The sequence below is a fragment of the Pseudoalteromonas rubra genome, assembly GCF_005886805.2.
Taxonomy (GTDB): domain Bacteria; phylum Pseudomonadota; class Gammaproteobacteria; order Enterobacterales; family Alteromonadaceae; genus Pseudoalteromonas; species Pseudoalteromonas rubra_D.
In genome coordinates this window covers 468676-490387 of the sequence record NZ_CP045430.1, presented here as the reverse complement: position 1 = coordinate 490387, position 21712 = coordinate 468676, and the positions used below count along the sequence as shown (strand labels likewise).

3 protein-coding genes are annotated in these 21712 nt (G+C 49.2%); all 3 read left to right on the top strand.

The features are described from left to right. Positions 1-94 precede the first annotated feature (94 nt). On the top strand, positions 95-19285 hold the full coding sequence (locus tag CWC22_RS21250; protein ID WP_195879889.1) for an Ig-like domain-containing protein: 19191 nt from the start codon (positions 95-97) through the stop codon (positions 19283-19285). Between the two features lie 264 nt (positions 19286-19549). Then, positions 19550-21220, top strand: coding sequence for an O-antigen ligase family protein (locus tag CWC22_RS21245; protein ID WP_138539273.1), 1671 nt, complete (start codon positions 19550-19552; stop codon positions 21218-21220). Positions 21221-21376: 156 nt separating this feature from the next. Further along, the gene (locus CWC22_RS21240; RefSeq protein ID WP_058798168.1) at positions 21377-21697 is read left to right on the top strand and encodes a hypothetical protein; all 321 of its coding nucleotides are present in this window, start codon (positions 21377-21379) and stop codon (positions 21695-21697) included. Positions 21698-21712: the final 15 nt, after the last annotated feature.

The following is a 21712-nucleotide window of genomic DNA, read 5'->3' as shown; positions in this document are numbered from 1 at the left end:
TTTGCGTTTGATAGTCATCAAATTGCGTTGAAACTAAAGTAAATTTTAAAACAATAAATTGTCACTGGACCAGGTAAATTAACGGAGTAGTAAGATGAGATTAAGTAAAGTTGCCACCGCCGTCACATCGGCTGGGATATCAGCAGCATTGTTTTCCGGCAATATCTGGGCAGGCCAAAAGACACTGGATTATTCCTCCGGTTCGGGTACGCCTGTTGACGTGAGAGATGGCTCAAATGGTGTTCCGGATATTTCTCTGGATACAGCTGGCTCGGTTACTTTTATTTTGGATGGCGGTGAGAGTGGAGATAGCTATACAGCTGAGAGCTTTGCAGTGGCTTTTAGCTCGTTTTATGCGACTGGTTTTATCAGTAATTCAGGGGCCTCCGCGACAAACAAGGGCTATAAACTCCTGGAAAGTTCAGGCACACATTTTAGTTTTGATGGCATTACCTTTGTACGAGCCACCGCCACTGATTCCGATCATCGGGTTCGACTTACCGGCTTTAAAGACAGTTCTCAGACGGTAACGATTGACTTAACCCCGCCAGCAGGACCAGGGGTGGGGACTAGTTTTAGCTTTACGCGCAGTAGTGATTTTAATAATGCGCTCTGGCAAGACATTGACACCTTGATCATTACATTCCCGGATGAAGACCCGGCCAGTGCTTACGATACGCGCTTCGCAATACAAAATATCACGGTGGATGATGCAACAGCGTCAGACTCTTCGCCACCTATTTTTCTAAGTGCAAGTTCAACGCCCACTGACAACGCGACGAATGTTTCAGTCAGCAATGATATTGTCATTGCTTTTGATGAAAGCATTGCACTGAGCAGCGGAAATATTACCATTCGCAATGTCACCGACAGTAGCGATTTTGAGGTGTTTAATGTAGCCACTGAAAGCGATGGCACCACCACCACGCCGGGAGCTGGCCGGGTGAGTATTTCCAGCGATAAGGTCTACCTGAATCCAGCCAGTAATTTAACCGGCAACCGGACATACGCTATCCGTATTGACTCAGGCGCTGTAACAGATACCTCCAGCAACGCCTATACCGGGATAAGTGACGATACCACCTTTAATTTTAGTACAGCCAATACAACGCCTGTTGTTGATCTGGACACGGGCAGTGGCAGTAGCGATAGCAGCGCTAGCTTTTCTGAGGGCAGTGGCGCGGTTAACATTGCCAGCAGCGCCTCGGCAACGGATGCAGACAGTGACACCATAACAACCATAACAGTGACACTGACCAATGATCAGGATGGGGCATCTGAAGGTCTGAATGTAACAGCGGCAGCGCAAAATGCTCTGACAGGTGTGTCGGGTGCATCCGATATTACCTTGCAGGACACTATTTCTATTACGGGCGCAACGGCGACACCAGCCGAAGTCACAACTTTCCTGCAGGCCATCACCTATAACAATACCTCGAGTACGCCAAACGAGACTGCACGTACAGTGACTGTGGTGATCAACGATGGATCTGCGAGTAGTACATCGCGTACAGCTACCGTTAGTGTCACGGATGTCACGGCAGCAAGCTCGACAGCGACAGGCTTTAATACCAGTAATGGCACAAATCTGAGCCCGGCTATTACGTTTGCCGGTGGTGACGAAACCCTGACTATTGCGGATGCCAGCCATGTATCAGGTTCAACGGCCAGTGGTGGTACGGGAACAGATATCCTTTCTGTGCCAACCAGCACAAACCTCGCAAACCTAACATCCCTGAGTGGCTTTGAGACGCTGACACCGGATAGCGGTGCATCCATCACGCTGACTGAATCTCAGCATGAGTCATTCACCACCATAAATGGAGCCGGGACTAACCAGTTTACCTTGAGCAGTGCCGATGGTAATGCCGTTATTACCGGTGATGCTGATATCGAAACGTATGTATTGGGTGCCGGGTTTACCTTTACCCTGGGCGGCGCAGCGCAAAATGTGACGGGCAGCAGCTCAGCTGATACGGTGGCAACCGGGTCGTTGACTGCAACGGGGACGCTGACCGGGAGTGGCGGTACCGATGTATTACAGCTGGGCAATGGTGCCAGTATTTCTGGTGCGACAGTAAGTGGTTTTGAAACACTGACCGTGGATGCCAATGCATCCGTAACTATGACTGAGGCGCAGCATGATGCCTTTAGCACAGTTACTGGTACTGCAACGGAAAGTATTACTATCTCCGCAGCAACCGACGGTTTGACGGCTGCGAGCGCAATTGAAACCTACGTGTTGGGCGCTGCGAACAGTATCACGCTGAGCTCCGCCGGGCAAAACGTCACAGGTAGCAGTGGCAACGATACCATCGACATAGCGGCATTGACTGCAACGGGTACTTTGAATGCGGCCGGTGGCACAGATACCTTATCAATGAGTTCTGGTGCCAGTATTGCTGGTGCGACGGTATCTAACTTTGAAAACCTGACATTAGCCAGTGGGGCCAGCGTCTCTATGACTGCTTCTCAGGCTGCACTCTTTGGTGGCACAATCACCGCGGCTGGCACTGAAACAATTAATATTTCAGGGGATGGCGACTTTACCACACTTGCTAATGTAGAGAATTTCTCGGTCGGTGACTCTTCGACTAATAGCCGTACAGTGACCGTTGCGGCCGCAGGCACTTCTGTTACCGCATCGTCTTCTACTGATGCCGTGACATTTAATGTGGGGACGCTCAGTTATACTGGCACACTGACCGGTGATGGTACAACGGCAGATACTGTGTCGCTGTCTTCTGGCGCTAATATTTCGGGTGGTACGCTTGCAAACATAGTTAACCTGACTTTAGCCAGTGGTGCATCAGTGACCATGACGCCTGCGCAAAATGCGTCTTTTAGCGGTACTATCACGGCGGCAGGTTCTGAGACCATCACAATTTCCGGAGACGGTAACTTTACAACGTTAACAGGTATAGAGACATACTCGGTTAACGATGACAGTACTAACAGCCGTACTATCACAGTGACCAATGCGTCTGCAACGATTGATGCGACAGCGTCCAATGACGCTATTACATTTGATATTGCTGGAAGTGCCTTTAATGGTTCTCTTACGGGTGACGCAACGACTGGTGATACAGTCAGCGCTTCAGATGGCGCTGATCTGAGTAGTGGTGGCTTTACCAATATTGGCACCTTGTCACTGGCCAGTGGGGCAACGATTTCCATTGATGCGGCAAATGTAGCAAATAATTTTACTACGGCAATCACAGGTGCTGCGGGATCCGAAACCCTAAAACTGATGGATGGGGGCACGTTTAACTTTGCTAATACCAGCGTCTCAGAAATCGAAAACCTGGCGATTGGCACCAATAATATTTTCAATATTACGCTGACAGATAACTTTGACTCCAATGGCAACTCGGTCACTATCTCCAATACCGTTGGCTTTGCGCTCAGCAATGCTATCACACTAAACGCCAGTGCGTTGAGTGGCGACACCATAAATATGACCGCGACTGACTTTGACGGTAACGATACGATCACCGGTGGTAGTGGTACCGATACCATCCGCCCTGGTGGTGGTACCGACTCGATGACAGGTAATGCGGGCAATGATAACTTTGTCGGCGACGCGTCTGATCTTAATGGTGATACCATCACAGACTTAAGTGTGGGTGATATTATTACCATCAATAGTGTGACGGGCCTGACAACCAGCAATGTTCGCTTTAACGGCACGAGCACACTGCAGGTGGATACTGATGCAACTGACTTCAGCGCTGTTGAAGTAGCAATAACGCTTTCAAATGCGCCAGCCAGTTCGCTTGATTTTACTGTGGCGGATAATGGTGCAAATACTGATATCACCTTTATCTCACCAAACAACGTACCGACCTTCAGTAATCTGAATGGCGGCCAGACGTTCACTGAAAACGGTTCAGCCGTTATTATTGATTCGGACGTTGTTGTTGCAGATACCGAACTGGACGCACTAGACAGTGGTGCGGGTAATTACAATAACGCCACTTTGACGATTGCCCGAAATGGCGGAGCTAGCTCACAGGATGTCTTTGCTAATAATGGCCTGTTGGGCACGCTTACCGAGAGCAGTACCTTCACCTATAACTCAACGACAGTTGGTACGGTAACAACAAATTCGTCGGGCACTTTAGTGTTAACGTTCAACACCAGTGCGACTTCAGCGATCGTTGATTCGGTGTTGCAAAACATCACTTACCAGAATAATTCAGAAGCACCGCCGTCATCTGTGACGCTCGATTATACTTTTAATGATGGTACAGCAAACAGTACAGGCACTAACCAGGCAACAGTGACCATTACTGCACAAAATGATGATCCAACAGATATTAGCCTGGATACGACGTCAATTAATCAGTCTGCAACTGGCGCAGGTGCCAACATAGGCACATTAAGCACGACAGATCCTGACACCAGCGACAGCCATACGTATACGATTGTCAGTAGCGGAGCTAGCGCGAATGGTACTTGTAGCGCAGATACCAATAACGGTAGTTTCCAGATCAATGGTTCAAACCTTGAAACGCAAGCCGCGTTATCGGCGGGAAGCTATGTGGTTTGTTTGCAAACCAGTGATTCAACAACGACATTCCAAAAGGCGTTTACTATCACAGTGAATGATGACGTAGCACCTAATGCGCCATCAACGCCAGATCTTGATGCTGGATCAGATACGGGTAGTTCTGATAGTGACAATAACACCAATGACACGACACCAACATTCAGTGGTACAGCAGAAAGCGGTTCAACGGTTAGATTGTATAGTGATCAGGAAGGCGGAGGTACAACCGTAATTGGAACTGGAACGGCAACAGGCGGTAACTGGCAAATTACTACCAGTGCACTGACTGCCGGTGTAACGCACGCCATTACTGCAAAAGCAACCGATGCAAGCAGTAACGAAAGTTCAGCATCGAGTAGTCTGAGTGTGACGATAGACACAACCGCCCCTTCGGCGCCGGGCACCCCCGATCTGGATGCAAGCAGTGATACAGGTACATCCAATACGGATAACGTGACCAATGATACAACTGCGACGTTTACTGGTTCAGGTCCCAATGGTGGCGCGATCACTCTGATTTCAAGCATTGATGGTACTGTGGGCACCGGCACTGCCACTTTAGGTACCTGGACTATCACAACGTCTGCTTTGTCAGCAGGTACGCATACGATGACAGCACGTTCAACAGACACAGCAGGTAATACTGCTGATGGCTCTGGTTTGTCTGTTACTGTTGATACCAGTGTAAGCGCAGTTAGCATCACCACGCCGATTGAAGTAGATGGTATCGTTAATGCAGCAGAAGATAATGATGTGCTGATTGCCGGTACCGGGGCGGAGTCTGGCAACAGTGTGACCGTGAGTATCACGGATAACAACAGCACTGTGAGCCGCACAGTGACCGCAGATGGGTCTGGCAACTGGACACTGAGCGGCAGTGAGTTGGATGTCAGTAGCCTGAACAATGGCACGTTGACGGTGTCAGCGACCCAAACTGATACAGCTGGTAATACCTCTACTGCTGCGACTCAGACGATTACATTGGATAACGCGGCGCCTTCGGCGCTGACCATTACCACGCCGATTGAGACTGATGGGGTAGTCAATGCCGCAGAAGACAATGACGTCTTAATTGCCGGTTCCGGCGCTGAGTCGGGTAACAGTGTGACCGTGACTATCACGGACAATAACAGTTCGGTAAGTCGCACTGTGACCGCAGACAGCTCTGGCAACTGGACGCTGAGCGGCAGTGAGTTGGATGTGAGTGGTCTGAATAATGGCACGCTGACGGTGTCGGCCACCCAGGCGGATACGGCAGGCAATACTTCCACTGCTGCAACTCAGACAATTACACTGGATAACGCGGCGCCTTCGGCACTGACCATTACCACACCGATAGAAACCGATGGCGTCGTCAATGCCGCAGAAGACAATGACGTGCTGATCGCCGGTTCTGGTGCTGAGTCGGGCAACAGCGTGACGGTGACCATTACAGATAACAATTCAACTGTCAGTCGTACCGTGACCGCAGACAGTTCGGGGAACTGGACGCTGAGCGGCAGTGAGCTGGACGTCAGTGGCCTGAACAATGGCACGTTAACGGTGTCGGCCACCCAGGCGGATACGGCAGGTAACACCTCCACCGCTGCGACTCAGACGATTACACTGGATAACGCGGCACCTTCGGCACTGACCATCACCACACCGATAGAAACGGATGGTCTTGTTAACGCGGCAGAAGATAACGATGTGCTGATCGCTGGTTCTGGTGCTGAGTCGGGCAACAGCGTGACGGTAACCATCACGGATAACAATTCATCAGTCAGTCGTACTGTGACCGCAGACAGCTCTGGCAACTGGACGCTGAGCGGCAGTGAACTGGATGTCAGTGGCCTGAATAATGGCACGTTGACGGTGTCGGCCACTCAGGCGGATACGGCAGGTAACACTTCGACTGCTGCGACTCAGACGATTACACTGGATAACGCGGCGCCTTCGGCGCTGACCATCACCACGCCGATTGAGACTGATGGGGTAGTCAATGCCGCAGAAGACAATGACGTCTTAATTGCTGGTTCCGGCGCTGAGTCAGACAACAGCGTGACGGTGACCATCACGGACAACAATTCATCAGTCAGTCGTACCGTGACAGCAGACAGTTCAGGAAACTGGACGCTGAGCGGCAGTGAGCTGGATGTCAGCGGCCTGAACAATGGCACGCTAACCGTGTCGGCCACCCAGGCGGATACGGCAGGTAATACTTCGACTGCTGCGACTCAGACGATTACATTAGATAACGCGGCGCCTTCGGCACTGACTATTACCACCCCGATTGAAACGGATGGGATCGTCAATGCCGCAGAAGACAACGATGTGCTGATCGCCGGTTCAGGCGCTGAGTCAGGTAACAGCGTGACGGTGACTATCACAGATAGTAATTCAACAGTCAGTCGTACCGTGACTGCAGACAGTTCAGGTAACTGGACGCTGAGCGGCAGTGAACTGGACGTCAGTGGCCTGAACAATGGCACGCTGACTGTGTCTGCCACCCAGGCGGATACGGCGGGTAACACTTCGACTGCTGCGACTCAGACGATTACACTGGATAACGCGGCACCTTCGGCACTGACCATCACCACACCGATAGAAACGGATGGTATTGTTAACGCAGCGGAAGACAATGACGTCTTAATCGCCGGTTCTGGTGCTGAGTCGGGCAACAGTGTGACGGTAAGCATCACGGATAACAATTCGACAGTCAGTCGTACCGTGACCGCAGACAGCTCTGGCAACTGGACGCTGAGCGGCAGTGAACTGGATGTCAGTGGCCTGAACAATGGCACGTTGACGGTGTCGGCCAGTCAGGCGGATACGGCAGGTAACACTTCGACTGCTGCGACTCAGACGATTACGTTGGATAACGCGGCGCCTTCGGCGCTGACCATCACCACGCCGATTGAGACTGATGGGATAGTCAACGCAGCAGAAGACAATGATGTGCTGATCGCCGGCTCTGGTGCTGAGTCAGGCAACAGCGTAACGGTGACCATCACAGATAACAATTCATCAGTCAGCCGTACCGTGACCGCAGACAGCTCAGGAAACTGGACGCTGAGCGGCAGTGAGCTGGATGTAAGTGGCCTGAACAATGGCACGCTGACAGTGTCGGCCACCCAGGCGGATACGGCAGGTAATACTTCGACTGCTGCGACTCAGACTATTACGCTAGACAATGCAGCACCTTCGGCCTTGACCATCACCACACCGATAGAAACCGATGGCCTTGTTAACGCAGCAGAAGACAATGACGTCTTAATCGCCGGTTCTGGCGCTGAGTCGGGCAACAGCGTGACGGTGACCATCACGGACAACAATTCGACAGTCAGTCGTACCGTGACCGCAGACAGTTCAGGTAACTGGACGCTGAGCGGCAGTGAACTGGACGTCAGTGGCCTGAACAATGGCACGCTGACGGTGTCTGCCACTCAGTCGGATACGGCGGGTAACACTTCGACTGCTGCGACTCAGACGATTACGCTGGATAACGCGGCACCTTCGGCACTGACTATCACCACACCGATAGAAACGGATGGTATTGTTAACGCAGCGGAAGACAATGACGTCTTAATCGCCGGTTCTGGTGCTGAGTCGGGCAACAGTGTGACGGTAACCATCACGGATAACAATTCGACAGTCAGTCGTACCGTGACCGCAGACAGCTCTGGTAACTGGACGCTGAGCGGCAGTGAGCTGGATGTCAGTGGTCTGAATAATGGCACGCTGACGGTGTCGGCGACACAGTCGGATACGGCGGGTAACACTTCCACTGCAGCCACGCAAAGCATCACACTGGACAATGCAGCGCCTTCGGCAGTGACCATCACCACGCCGATAGAAACCGATGGTATCGTCAATGCGGCTGAAGACAATGATGTGCTGATCGCCGGATCCGGCGCAGAGTCAGGCAACAGCGTCACCGTGACCATCACAGACAACAACAGCTCGGTAAGTCGTACCGTGACCGCAGACAGCTCAGGAAACTGGACGCTGAGCGGCAGTGAGCTGGACGTCAGTGGCCTGAATAATGGCACGTTGACGGTGTCGGCGACACAGACGGATACAGCGGGTAACACCTCCACTGCAGCCACGCAGAGTATTACACTGGATAATGCAGCACCGTCAGCAGTAACCATCACCACGCCGATTGAGACCGATGGTCTTGTTAACGTAGCAGAAGACAATGACGTCTTAATCGCCGGTTCTGGCGCTGAGTCTGGTAACAGTGTGACGGTAACCATCACTGATAACAATTCAACAGTCAGTCGTACCGTGACCGCAGACAGTTCAGGTAACTGGACGCTGAGCGGCAGTGAGCTGGACGTCAGTGGCCTGAACAATGGCACGCTGACGGTGTCAGCCACACAGACGGATACGGCAGGCAATACTTCGACTGCTGCCACGCAAAGCATTACGCTGGATAACGCGGCACCGTCAGCAGTAACCATCACCACGCCGATTGAGACCGATGGCATAGTCAATGCCGCGGAGGACAATGATGTATTGATCGCTGGCTCCGGCGCAGAGTCGGGCAACAGCGTGACGGTAACCATTACGGATAACAATTCAACAGTCAGTCGTACCGTGACCGCAGACAGCTCTGGTAACTGGACGCTGAGCGGCAGTGAGCTGGATGTCAGTGGCCTGAATAATGGCACGCTGACGGTGTCAGCCACACAGACGGATACGGCAGGCAACAGTTCTACCGCAGCCACGCAAAGCATCATACTGGACAATGCAGCGCCTTCGGCAGTGACCATCACCACACCGATTGAGACCGATGGTATCGTTAATGCGGCTGAAGACAATGATGTGCTGATCGCCGGCTCCGGCGCAGAGTCAGGCAACAGCGTCACCGTGACCATCACAGACAACAACAGCTCGGTAAGTCGTACGGTCACCGCGGACAACTCTGGCAACTGGACGCTGAGCGGCAGTGAGCTGGACGTCAGTGGCCTGAATAATGGCACGTTGACGGTGTCGGCGACACAGACGGATACAGCGGGTAACACCTCCACTGCAGCCACGCAGAGTATTACACTGGATAATGCAGCACCGTCAGCAGTAACCATCACCACGCCGATTGAGACCGATGGTCTTGTTAACGTAGCAGAAGACAATGACGTCTTAATCGCCGGTTCTGGCGCTGAGTCTGGTAACAGTGTGACGGTAACCATCACTGATAACAATTCAACAGTCAGTCGTACCGTGACCGCAGACAGCTCAGGTAACTGGACGCTGAGTGGTAGTGAATTGGATGTCAGTGGTTTGAATAATGGCACACTGACGGTGTCAGCAACACAGACGGATACGGCGGGTAATACCTCGACTGCTGCAACTCAGATGATTACGTTGGATAACGCGGCACCTTCGGCAGTGACCATCACCACACCGATAGAAACCGATGGCATCGTCAATGCCGCAGAAGATAACGATGTGCTGATCGCCGGCTCTGGCGCTGAGTCGGGCAACAACGTGACGGTGACTATCACAGATAATAATTCAACAGTCAGTCGTACCGTGACCGCAGACAGCTCAGGTAACTGGACGCTGAGTGGCAGTGAGCTGGATGTCAGTGGTTTGAACAATGGCACGCTAACGGTGTCGGCGACACAGACGGATACAGCGGGTAACACTTCCACTGCTGCGACTCAGACGATTACGCTAGATAACGCGGCGCCTTCGGCCTTGACCATCACCACACCGATAGAAACCGATGGCCTTGTTAACGCAGCAGAAGACAATGACGTCTTAATTGCCGGTTCGGGGGCAGAGTCGGGCAACAGCATCACCGTGACCATCACGGATAACAATTCAACAGTCAGTCGTACCGTGACCGCAGACAGCTCAGGTAACTGGACGCTGAGCGGCAGTGAGCTGGACGTCAGTGGCCTGAACAATGGCACGCTGACGGTGTCGGCGACACAGACTGATACGGCAGGCAACACCTCCACTGCAGCCACGCAAAGCATTACTCTTGATAATGGAACACCATCTGGCCAGTCTGTGGCGATAGATCAATCATTAATTAATCGGGATAATGAATCGGCGCTCAGCTTCACCTTATCAGGTCTGGAAGGGAGTGGTACATTCACCTATCAAGTCAGTGATGGCACCAATACAGTCTCAAGCGACAGCGCTACAACAATCACAGCAAGTAGCCAGCAAGTAACTGGCGTCAATGTAAGTACCCTTAATGAGGGAACCTTGACACTCACTGTGATTGTGTCCGATGAAGCAGGCAACGCGGCAGAAGGTGTCATGGCCAGTGTGACGAAAAAATATAATGTTGCACCTGTACTGTCGGGTACACCAGCTTCCACGATAAACGAAGATGCAGCCTATAGCTTTACTCCGACACTGACCGACTCAGATGACGGTGATACACATACCTTCAGCATTGTGAATAAACCAGGTTGGGCCGAGTTTGATACGGCGACGGGCGCCCTTACCGGGACGCCTACGGATAGTGATGTTGGCACGCATTCTAATATCCAGATTTCAGTATCGGATGGCACTGAACAAGCCACGCTCACTGCATTCAGCATTGAAGTGAACAATACCAACGATGCGCCGGTTGGACAGGACTTTACCTTCACACTAGATGAAGAGGCTACGCTGACAGTCGCTGCGGCCAATGGTTTATTAAGTACTGCTACAGACGATGATACGGATAGTGGTGATACGTTAACGGTAAGCGCAGTAAGTCAGCCACAGCATGGCCAATTGTCTTTGAATGCAGATGGTAGCTTTAGTTATCAACATAATGGCAGTGAAAATCACAGCGATAGCTTTACCTTCCAGGTCGCTGACAGTAGTAATGCAACATCGGCGACTCAGACGGTTACGCTGACTATTAATGCGGTCGCAGATGCGCCAACAACGGTCAATGATACTGCGACAACAAATGAAGACGAAGCTGTCACCTTCAATCTCTTAAGCAATGACAGTGACCCTGAGGGTGATATGGTCGCTTCTTCGGCGGCTATAGTGACTCAGCCAACGAAGGGGTCTGTGTCTATTGAAAATGGGGTTGTTACTTATACACCAAATGCGAACGCAAATGGTCAGGACACCTTCACCTATACTGTAAAAGATGCCGCGCTCAATACATCGAGTGAAGCGACCGCGACAGTGACGATTACTGCGGTTAACGATAGACCGACTGTGCAGAACTTTGCGGTTAATATTGACGAAGACAATGCCAGTGATGCATTGGCTGTGCGAGCGGGAGCAAGCGATGTCGAAGATGGCAACCCGTCTGGCGACATCGCTGTTGCAACGCAACCGACCAAAGGTAGTGTTGCGATAGACCAAAATGCTGGCACATTAGTTTATACCCCAAGTGCCAACGAAACTGGTACGGATAGCTTTACTTACACCATTACCGACAGTGAAGGCAGCACTTCTGAACCCGCAACTGTGTCTGTAACGATTGGTGCTGTGAATGATAAGCCAATTGTTGCAGGTGACAGTGTTACTACCAATGAAGACGTGGGTGTGACCCTGGCAATATTGAACAATGACTCTGATGTAGAAGATCAGGGCTTTAACGGTGCCAATGTTACGCTTGAAGATCAGGGGAACGGTGCTGGAAGTTATGCGAAGGCTGACGTGAGCATTTTGGCTGACGGTAGCTTGCAAATTTCACCTAAACAGGATGAAAACGGCACCTTTAGCTTCACCTACACTTTAACTGATAGTGAAGGGTTAATCTCAGACGCAGCAACCGTTACAGTTACTTTGACGCCAGTTAATGATGCGCCTGTCGCAGTGGGCAACACCGCTGAAGTAGCGGAAGAGGGATCGTTTGAAGTCAACGTGCTGGGTAATGATACTGATGTAGATGAGAATGACAGTTTCAATTTGGCAAGTGTAACGGTGGTGCAAGCACCTGCAAGTGGTCAGACGCAGGTCAACGCTGCCGGTGCGATTGTTTACACACCAAATGCAAACTTCTCTGGCGAGGATACATTTACCTATACTGTGGCAGATGCAGCCGGAGCTGTTTCTAATGAAGCGACTGTCACGATGACTGTGACACCGGTGAATGATGCGCCGGTGATTTCTGGTGTACCTGCTACTGAGGTAAATGAAGATACCAGTTACAGCTTTACGCCGACGTCTAGTGACGTTGATGGTGATACTCTGACGTTTAGCATTCAAAATGCACCTCAATGGGCAACTTTTGATACCAGCACAGGCACCTTGTCTGGTACACCGTCAAATGATGATGTGGGTAGTTACCAGGGTATTGTGATCAGTGTGACAGATGGCACTGAAACGGTCAGCCTGACATCCTTTGATATTACGGTATCTAATACCAATGATGCGCCAACCATTTCAGGTACGCCAGCTACCAGTGTGAATGAAGACACCGCATATAGCTTTACGCCGAATGCAAGCGATGTAGATTCGGGCGATACGTTGACATTCAGCATTGCGAATCAACCTGATTGGGCAAGCTTCGATACACAAACAGGCACACTGTCTGGTACACCTGCTAATGAGCATGTTGGTACTACGTCCGACATTGTGATCAGTGTGAGTGATGGTTCAGAAACGGTCGCACTAACTGGATTCTCAGTTACGGTTGTCAATACCAATGATGCGCCAGTCATATCGGGCACTCCGGCAACCAGTGTTAATGAAGACAGTGGATACAGTTTTGTGCCCAGTGCATCGGACGTGGATGCGGGTGATACGCTAACGTTCAGTGTGGCTAATTTACCTTCGTGGGCGAGTTTCTCCACATCGACTGGCGCGATTAGTGGTACACCTGGTAATGCCAATGTTGGTGTCTATCAGGGTATTGTGGTTAGCGTGAGTGATGGCACTGAGACAGTGAGCCTTGATGCCTTTGCCATTACTGTTGTTAATGTTAACGACGCGCCGGTTATTACAGGTACCCCGGGCACCTCTGTGAATGAAGACAGTGCATACAGTTTCACACCTGTGGCATCTGACATGGATGGCGACAGCCTCACCTTTAGCATTGCTAATAAACCAGACTGGGCCAGTTTTGATACTCAAACAGGCACATTGTCGGGTACTCCGGAAAATGGTGATGTTGGCACCAGCAGTGATATCGTTATATCGGTCTCTGATGGTTCTGTCTCTGTGTCGCTTTCAGCTTTCTCACTCACGGTTGTGAATACGAATGATGCACCTGAAATTAGCGGGACACCTGCGACCAGCGTGAATGAAGATTCAGTATACAGCTTCACGCCATCCGCATCGGATGTGGATGCTGGTGACGTGCTGACTTTCTCTGTCAGCAATAAACCAAACTGGGCGAGTTTCAACACTGCAACAGGTACTCTATCTGGTACGCCGACAGATAGCGATGTTGGTACCGATACCCAGATCGTGATTACAGTTTCAGACGGTACAACGCATCAGTCACTTAGCGCCTTTGACATTGAGGTTGTTAATACGAATGATGCACCGACGGCTCAAGACTATAGCTTTGGTCTTGATGAAGGGCAGCTGCTGACTGTAACTACGATGCTTGGCTTACTCAGCAACGCGAGTGACGACGACTTAGATAGCGGTGACAGTCTGTCTGTTAGTGCACTGTCGCAGCCTCAGCATGGTGTGCTGACGTTAAATGCTGATGGTAGCTTTAACTATCAACATGACGGTTCGGAGAGCACCAGCGATAGCTTTACCTTCCAGGTAACAGATGCGCAAAATGCAGCCTCTGCAACGCATACTGTGTCGTTAACTATCAACCCGGTAGAGGATGCACCGACAGCAGTCGATGACAGCGCAACAACGAACGAAGACACAGCGGTACAAATTGCTCTATTGGATAATGACAGTGATCCTGAGGGTAATATGAACGCGGCGTCTGCAGTTGTTGTAACTGCACCGAGTAAAGGGGCGGTGTCCATCGTAAATGGTATTGCGACTTATACGCCTGCGGACAATGAAAACGGTCAGGATAGCTTTACTTACACGGTTGCAGATACTGCACTCAATACATCGGAGCAGGCCACGGTTGTGGTGACAATTACGCCAGTAAATGACGCGCCTGTTGCTGCTAATTTAACGATCAGTACAGATGAAGACACGCCATCAGCAGCACTAGCTGTACGTGCAGCAGCGACGGACGTTGAAGATGGTATCCCTACAGGGACTGTGACGCTGACCAGTACCCCGAGCCTGGGTGTGGTGTCACTTGACCAAGATGCCGGTACTTTGGTGTATACACCAAACAACAACGAGGTGGGTGAAGAGACCTTTACTTATACCATTACAGATAGCGATGGGCTGGTCTCTGCATCGGCTAACATTACCGTCAATATCGGTGCTATCAATGACCGTCCAGTGGTCGGTGACGATACAGTAACGACAGACGAAGATGTAACGGTTGTTCTGGACATTCTTGCCAACGATTCAGATGTTGAAGATCAGGGCTTCAATGGTGCCAATGTCACTCTGGAAGATCAGGGTAATGGTGCTGGCAGCTACGCCAAAGCTGATGTAACCATTTTGGCTGATGGCACTTTGGAAATTGCACCTAAGCAAGACGAGACGGGCTCCTTTAGTTTCACTTATACACTCACTGACAGTGAAGGGCTTGCCTCACTGCCTGCGACCGTAACCGTTACTTTAACACCGGTTAACGATGCACCAGTAGCCGTCGACAACAGTGTTGAGCTCCAGGAAGAAGGCGCTTTCGAAGTTAACGTGCTGGGTAATGACTTTGATGTGGATGAGGGTGATAGCTTCGATTTAAGCAGTGTTACTGTGGTAAGTGTGCCTCAAAATGGCCAGACAACGGTCACAGCGCAAGGCACCATTATTTATACTGCGAATACCAACTTCTTTGGGAACGATAGCTTTACCTACACGGTAAGAGACCAGGCTGGCGCTGTATCAAATGAGGCAACTGTTTCGTTGAGTGTCACGCCAATAAATGATGCACCAGTTGTTGAAGGGCAGGCACTATCACTCAATGAGGATGATACGTTGCTCGTTACGCTCAGCGGCACGGATCCGGATGCGGATACGCTGACATACAGTATTGTGTCGGGTGTGTCGTCGGGCGCATTGCAACAGCAGTCAGAGACAACCTGGCTATATACACCGAATGCAGATTTTAACGGCTCTGATAGCTTTAGCTTCATGGCAAATGACGGGGCGCTAGATTCGAATACGGCGACGGTGACGCTTACCGTTAGCTCAGTAAACGATGCTCCGGTTATCTCTGGTACACCTGATACGTCGGTTGTACATAACACGCTATACAGCTTCACACCGCAGGCATCAGATGCCGATGGTGATGCACTCACATTTGCGATAACCAATCAGCCAGTATGGGCGCAATTTGATACTGCAACGGGGACTCTGTCGGGTACGCCGAGCAGGGATAACGAAGGTGTCTACAGTAATATTGTGATCAGTGTGACCGATGGTACAGCGCAGACTGCTTTGAGTGCATTTGAGATTGATGTTCAATTTGTCAATAATCAGCCGATTGCCAACAACATGGATATTGTGGTGAATGAGGATGGCACGACCAGCTTTGTGGCCGACACATCTGATGAAGATGGCGATACCGTTACAGTATCCATTGAGCGTCAGCCAGTGAGTGGTCAGCTGGTATTGCAGGGCAATACCTTCACTTACACACCGTTTGGGAACTTTAACGGGCTGGACAGCTTCAGTTATATTGCTAACGACGGTAGCCTGAACTCAGCCGCTGGCGAAGTAAAAATCACCATTAACTCGGTGAATGATTTGCCGTTGGCGGTTAACGACAGCTTTGTTTTTGAGCCGCAGGCTAACAATACTTATATTCTCGATGTGCTGGCTAATGATACGGATGTTGATGCAGGTGATGTACTGAGTATTGTTGGTGCCAAAGCTTCTGTAGGGAGTGTATCCATTGCTGATGGTGCATTGTCTTATCAGGCACAGGCGGACACTCAGGGATTAATTGTCATTGATTATCTGATAGAAGATAGCCAAAAAGCGCGTAGCAAAGCGACCGCTCAGCTGCAAATTAACTCAGCGCCGGCGAATACGCTACCTGTCATCACGGTACCGACAGACATAACTACCAATGCAACGGGATTATTTACTAAAGTGTCACTGGGCACGGCTACCGCTGTTGATGGTAACGGTAACACCATTGCGGTATCTTTGGTTGACGGTACAACCCTGTTCGCGCCAGGTACGCACTTTGTGTATTGGCAGGCCACAGACAGCCAGGGACTGCAATCCATCGCGACGCAAAATGTGTTTGTTAATCCTCTTATTTCTCTAGAGAAAGACACTACAGTGGCCGAGGAGCAAAGCCATACAGTAAATGTGTTCCTGAATGGACCTGCACCGAGTTATCCCGTGACCATTCCTTATACCGTTTCGGGCAGTGCAAATGCTGCAGATCACGATTTAGTCGATGGGCAGGTGGTAATTGAGTCCGGCACTTCGGCGCAAATCAGCTTTAATGTGTTTGGCGATGGCGTCATCGAGGGTAATGAAAATATCGTCATCACGCTGGCTGATTCATTAAACCGAGGAGCGAAATCATCCTCAACAGTGACCATCGTTGAAGAGAATGTTGCGCCAACTGTGTCAACCAGTGTAACTCAGGCGGGCGAAACACGCTCTCTGCTGACAATTAACGATGAATTAGTCACAGTGACTGCAACTGCCAGAGATGCGAATCCACAAGACAATGTTACGCTAGACTGGAATGCCGTTGATAGCGCACTGACAGACCTGAGTGCAGAAGAAAATACATTCGTATTTAGTACCTCGGGGCTAACAGAAGGTATTTACCGACTGACCGTAACTGCAACGGACGATGCACAGCCTAGCCTTTCTTCGGTAAGTGACATTTATCTCGAAGTTGTTGCTGAGCTTCAAGCATTGACTCAAGTTGATACCGATGGTGACCTTATTCCTGACGATGAGGAAGGTTATGCGGATTCGGATGGTGATGGTATCCCTGACTTCCAGGATGCCATTACTGACTGTAACGTGATGCAAGAGCAAGCTGCTGAGTCGGCTCAGTACCTGGTTGAAGGTGAGCCAGGTGTCTGTCTGCGTAAAGGTGCGACCGTTGCGCAAAACTCCACAGGTGGTGTGCAGCTGCTCGAAAGTGAGCTACCGGGAGATGGAGATGCGATTAACATTGGTGGGTTGTTTGATTTTATCGCAACCGGATTGCCTCAGGCAGGTGACACTTACACTATTGTTATACCTCAACGCCGGCCTATTCCGGCGAATGCAGTCTATCGTAAACTCAAAAATGATGAGTGGGTGGACTTTGTGGTTTCCGGTGGTAACGCAATTCTGTCCGCGACAGGCGAACCAGGATACTGTCCGCCTCCAGGCAGCAATGAATGGACCGATGGACTGACTGAAGGCGACTGGTGTGTGCAGCTACAAATTGTCGACGGTGGTCCGAATGATGATGATGGCATGGCCAACCGCAGCGTAGTTGACCCAGGCGGTATTGCCGTGCCCAGAACTAACAATACTTTACCAGTCGCTGTTGCAGATGAAGTCACCATTGCATCGGGTCAACAAATTACGATTGATGTTTTGGAGAATGATACTGATGCAGATGGCAACGCGTTAACCATAACGGGTGCAACCGTTGACTTTGGTACTGTAAGTATTGTGGACAACAAACTGGTCTATACACCACCTGCGACGTTTGTTGGCGTTGCAACCATTGAATACAGTATTTCTGATGGTCAGGGCGGTACATCTAACAGTCAGGCCATTGTCAATCTGACCGTTAACAGTGCGCCAACAGCAGTGTTGGATGTGGCGTCAACCGATGATCGAACCACTTTGGTTATTGATGTACTTGCCAATGATACTGATGCCGATGGCGATGAACTATTCCTTATAAGTGCGGTTGCAACGCATGGTAAGGCAACGATTAATATTGACGGTACACTGACCTATGAGCCTAAAGTAGGTTACTCAGGGGAAGATGTCATTGTGTATCAGGTGAGAGACAGCAAAGGCGCAGTGAGCAAAGGGATCGTCAAAGTGACAATCTCTGGTTATCAAACTGTGAGTGTGGAAAATAAATCTTCAGGTGGTCTGGGAGGACTATTAGTGATAATGATGTCGGCATTAATTTTACGTCGTCGCAGAAACAGCAAGTTGCCAGCCTACACCTTGCTTACAACGAGCTGCTTACTGGCAGATCCTGTGTTGGCAGAGCAGTGGCGTGTTGAGGCTATGGTTGGTAAAGCTGAAGCGGACTATCAGGCCCCAACCTCTGTTGGTGGGCTAACTGTCGGGACGGTTGATGATAGCAGTGAGTCCTGGTCAGCAGGGGCCTATTATGAGCTAATGCCAAAATGGGAAGTTGGGATCCGTTATATAGATCTGGGTCAGGGGCGCCTTGCCTTGACAGGTCAGTCTTTGACGCCGGATACAGCCCATGAACTGGTTGCCCGGGCGACGCCGGTATTGCCAGAAGGTTTTGCTTTACAAACCGGGTTTGAATTGCTTCGTCATGAGCGTTTTAGTGCAGCATTGTTCTTGGGCGCTTTTGACTGGGAATATCAGGTTGATAGTACACGAAATAGTAAACACTTGCTGCAATATGAAAAAGAAGGGACCAGTGCCTATGGTGGGATCACTCTGGGCTATGATGTTCTGGAAAACACGGCAATTAATGTGAGTTATAGTTACTACAATATCAGTGAAAATGCCGTTAATGAGATATCAGCGGGCGTAAGTATGAAATTCTGATAGCTTTACATCTAACCGGGGTTGTTTATAACAACCCCGGTTGCTTTATCTACATAGAAAAACGACAGCGAGTTATCTTTGCTGTGACAGCTACTAAAATACCCACCTAACATCATCTATAAATTTTGATACCAGAGTACTTATAAATACATTTCAATCATCGAGTGTGTTAGAGTCCGCATGGTAAGTACCGGTATGACCTACGAGTAAAGTAAACAATTCGAGTTTTCAGAGTGTAGTCGATTGTAAAAATGGAGAGTAATTTTGCGTAGTAATGGAATGAGTGAAGGCCTGCCCTGGATCGGTGTTTTAATTATTCTTGTTTCGGTGTTGATATCTTCAGTTTCTTCGAATGCGTTTTTTTATAAGTTTGACGTGCCCAAGTGGATTGTATTTGACCTTTTCATTTGTGCTTCCTTAGTTTACGCGTATATTAAAAAGGTTGATATTGAAGTAGGCGGCTTTGGTTGGCTGTGTATTGCTTTATTGCTCCCGATGTTCGTGTCATTGTTAAATGCCGTAAATTACTATGAAGGGGTGATGTTTATCCTCAGGTATGTGGGGAGCCTACTGATTGCTTGTTTTATGCTCAAGAGAGTGTGGCAAAGATATGGCATAAAGCTACTCTTCGATAGTATCATTTTTTCTTCTGTAATTTTTTCACTGATCTATGTTGAATCCCGTATAAACGATTACGAACTGATTCATATAACGGCATTTTCTTCGTTTGGTTTCATTAATAACCTGGGTCAGGTTCTAAACATCTGGTTACCGGTTCTTGTTGCTGCGATATTGTATCAGGGCAAAGTAAATGCTCGTTCTGTTTTTGGCTTATTGTCATTTATTGTCTGTATTTTTGCGTTACTTGAGTCAGGTACTCGCGGCACAATCTTAGGTTTACTTTTAGGTGAGTTGATTCTATTCCTGCTGATGTTTAATAAGCTAAAGCGCCAGGCGTTCACCTATCTTGTTATTACAGCGAGTTTAATTGTTGGAGGGGTTGCATACAGTCAGCTAGACAGTTATTTAGATGGCAGGCTGAGTAAAAAAATCCAAAGCATCAAAAACCTTGATACGGGAAGAGCAGAGTTATTTGCCAATACGTTTGATATGGTCCTTGAAAAACCACTTGGAGTTGGTGTAAATAATTTTGAGTATCATCACCCGAAATACGCAAGGCTTGGTACCGAAGGTGCATCACCTAAGGTTGGACAAAATAGCATTCTAAAAACGCCTCATAATATACTATTGAAATTTTACAGCGAAACAGGCTGGCTCGGCGGTTTAGTATTTTCTGTGATGTTCGCTCTGTTGTTTTTTAAATCAATGGTGAATGCATATTATGGGAGTCAGAGTGACAGATGGCTACTGGTTGCTGTGGTGTCTACTTTGTTTCATTCATTGTTTACGGCTCTTTTCTTGACCCCGGGAAGCCTGTTTTTTGCAATACTGCTATTTTCATTTGTGCTTTATAGAAACGAGCAGTTGACTGATAAAAAAACTACTAAAAAGCAGTTTGTCAGATTTAGTTGTTTACCTGTGTTACTTGTTATATATGTGGGGTTTTTCTCATCTAATCATTTAGCGAGTTACTACTCCCACACTGGGTATGTGTCGGGCAATGAGTTATACATGCAACGTAGCTTTGAATTAAACCCTTACGATAGTAAAGCGTTATTTGATTATTATATCCTTCAGAGACATTTGTACAAAGATAATGATAAGGCGCTAAGCGCACTGGAGAATTTTCTGTCTCTATACCCTTATCATACAAGTGGTCTCCTTGCGACTGCTGAACTAATGATACAACAGCATGACTATGCTGGTGCAATGACCAAACTAGATTTTCTTTTGACATTTTACCCTAGCCTGGCGCGTGCCCACGAAATGAAAGCCATTGCACAAAAACAATTGGAACCTTCCCCATCACTTTGAAAAATTCAGTGTGCTGGGGAGTTTTATTCCCATTAAGGTTTTGTAAAAAAAGAAAAAAATGTTGTCCGTAAAGAAATGAGTTGATAGACTCTGCATGCTCTATGGACCGACAATAGTTCCAAATTTAAAAAATAATACCAATTCAGGAAGAAGAAAATGACTAAGGATTTACCTTCATTGTTGTTGGCGGTTGTTATGGCTGCATCGCTTTCAGCTTGTGGGTCAGGGGACAGTGAGGACACAACACTGCTAGATGGCAAAGATCGTAATGTCGATCAGCCAATCACACCTGAGCCCAAACCAAGTCCCACCCCAGGAAAGGCGATACATACAGTATCTCAAACGGCACAAGCTCAGCCGGTAATTCAAAGCGCTTCATCAGGACGTCATGATTTAAAAGCCTCTACGGTTATCGTGACTCAGAAAGCGAGTTCCAACAATTTCCAATTAGACAATGCTCAAACTGCTCTAGACTAACTTTTTAAGGGATAT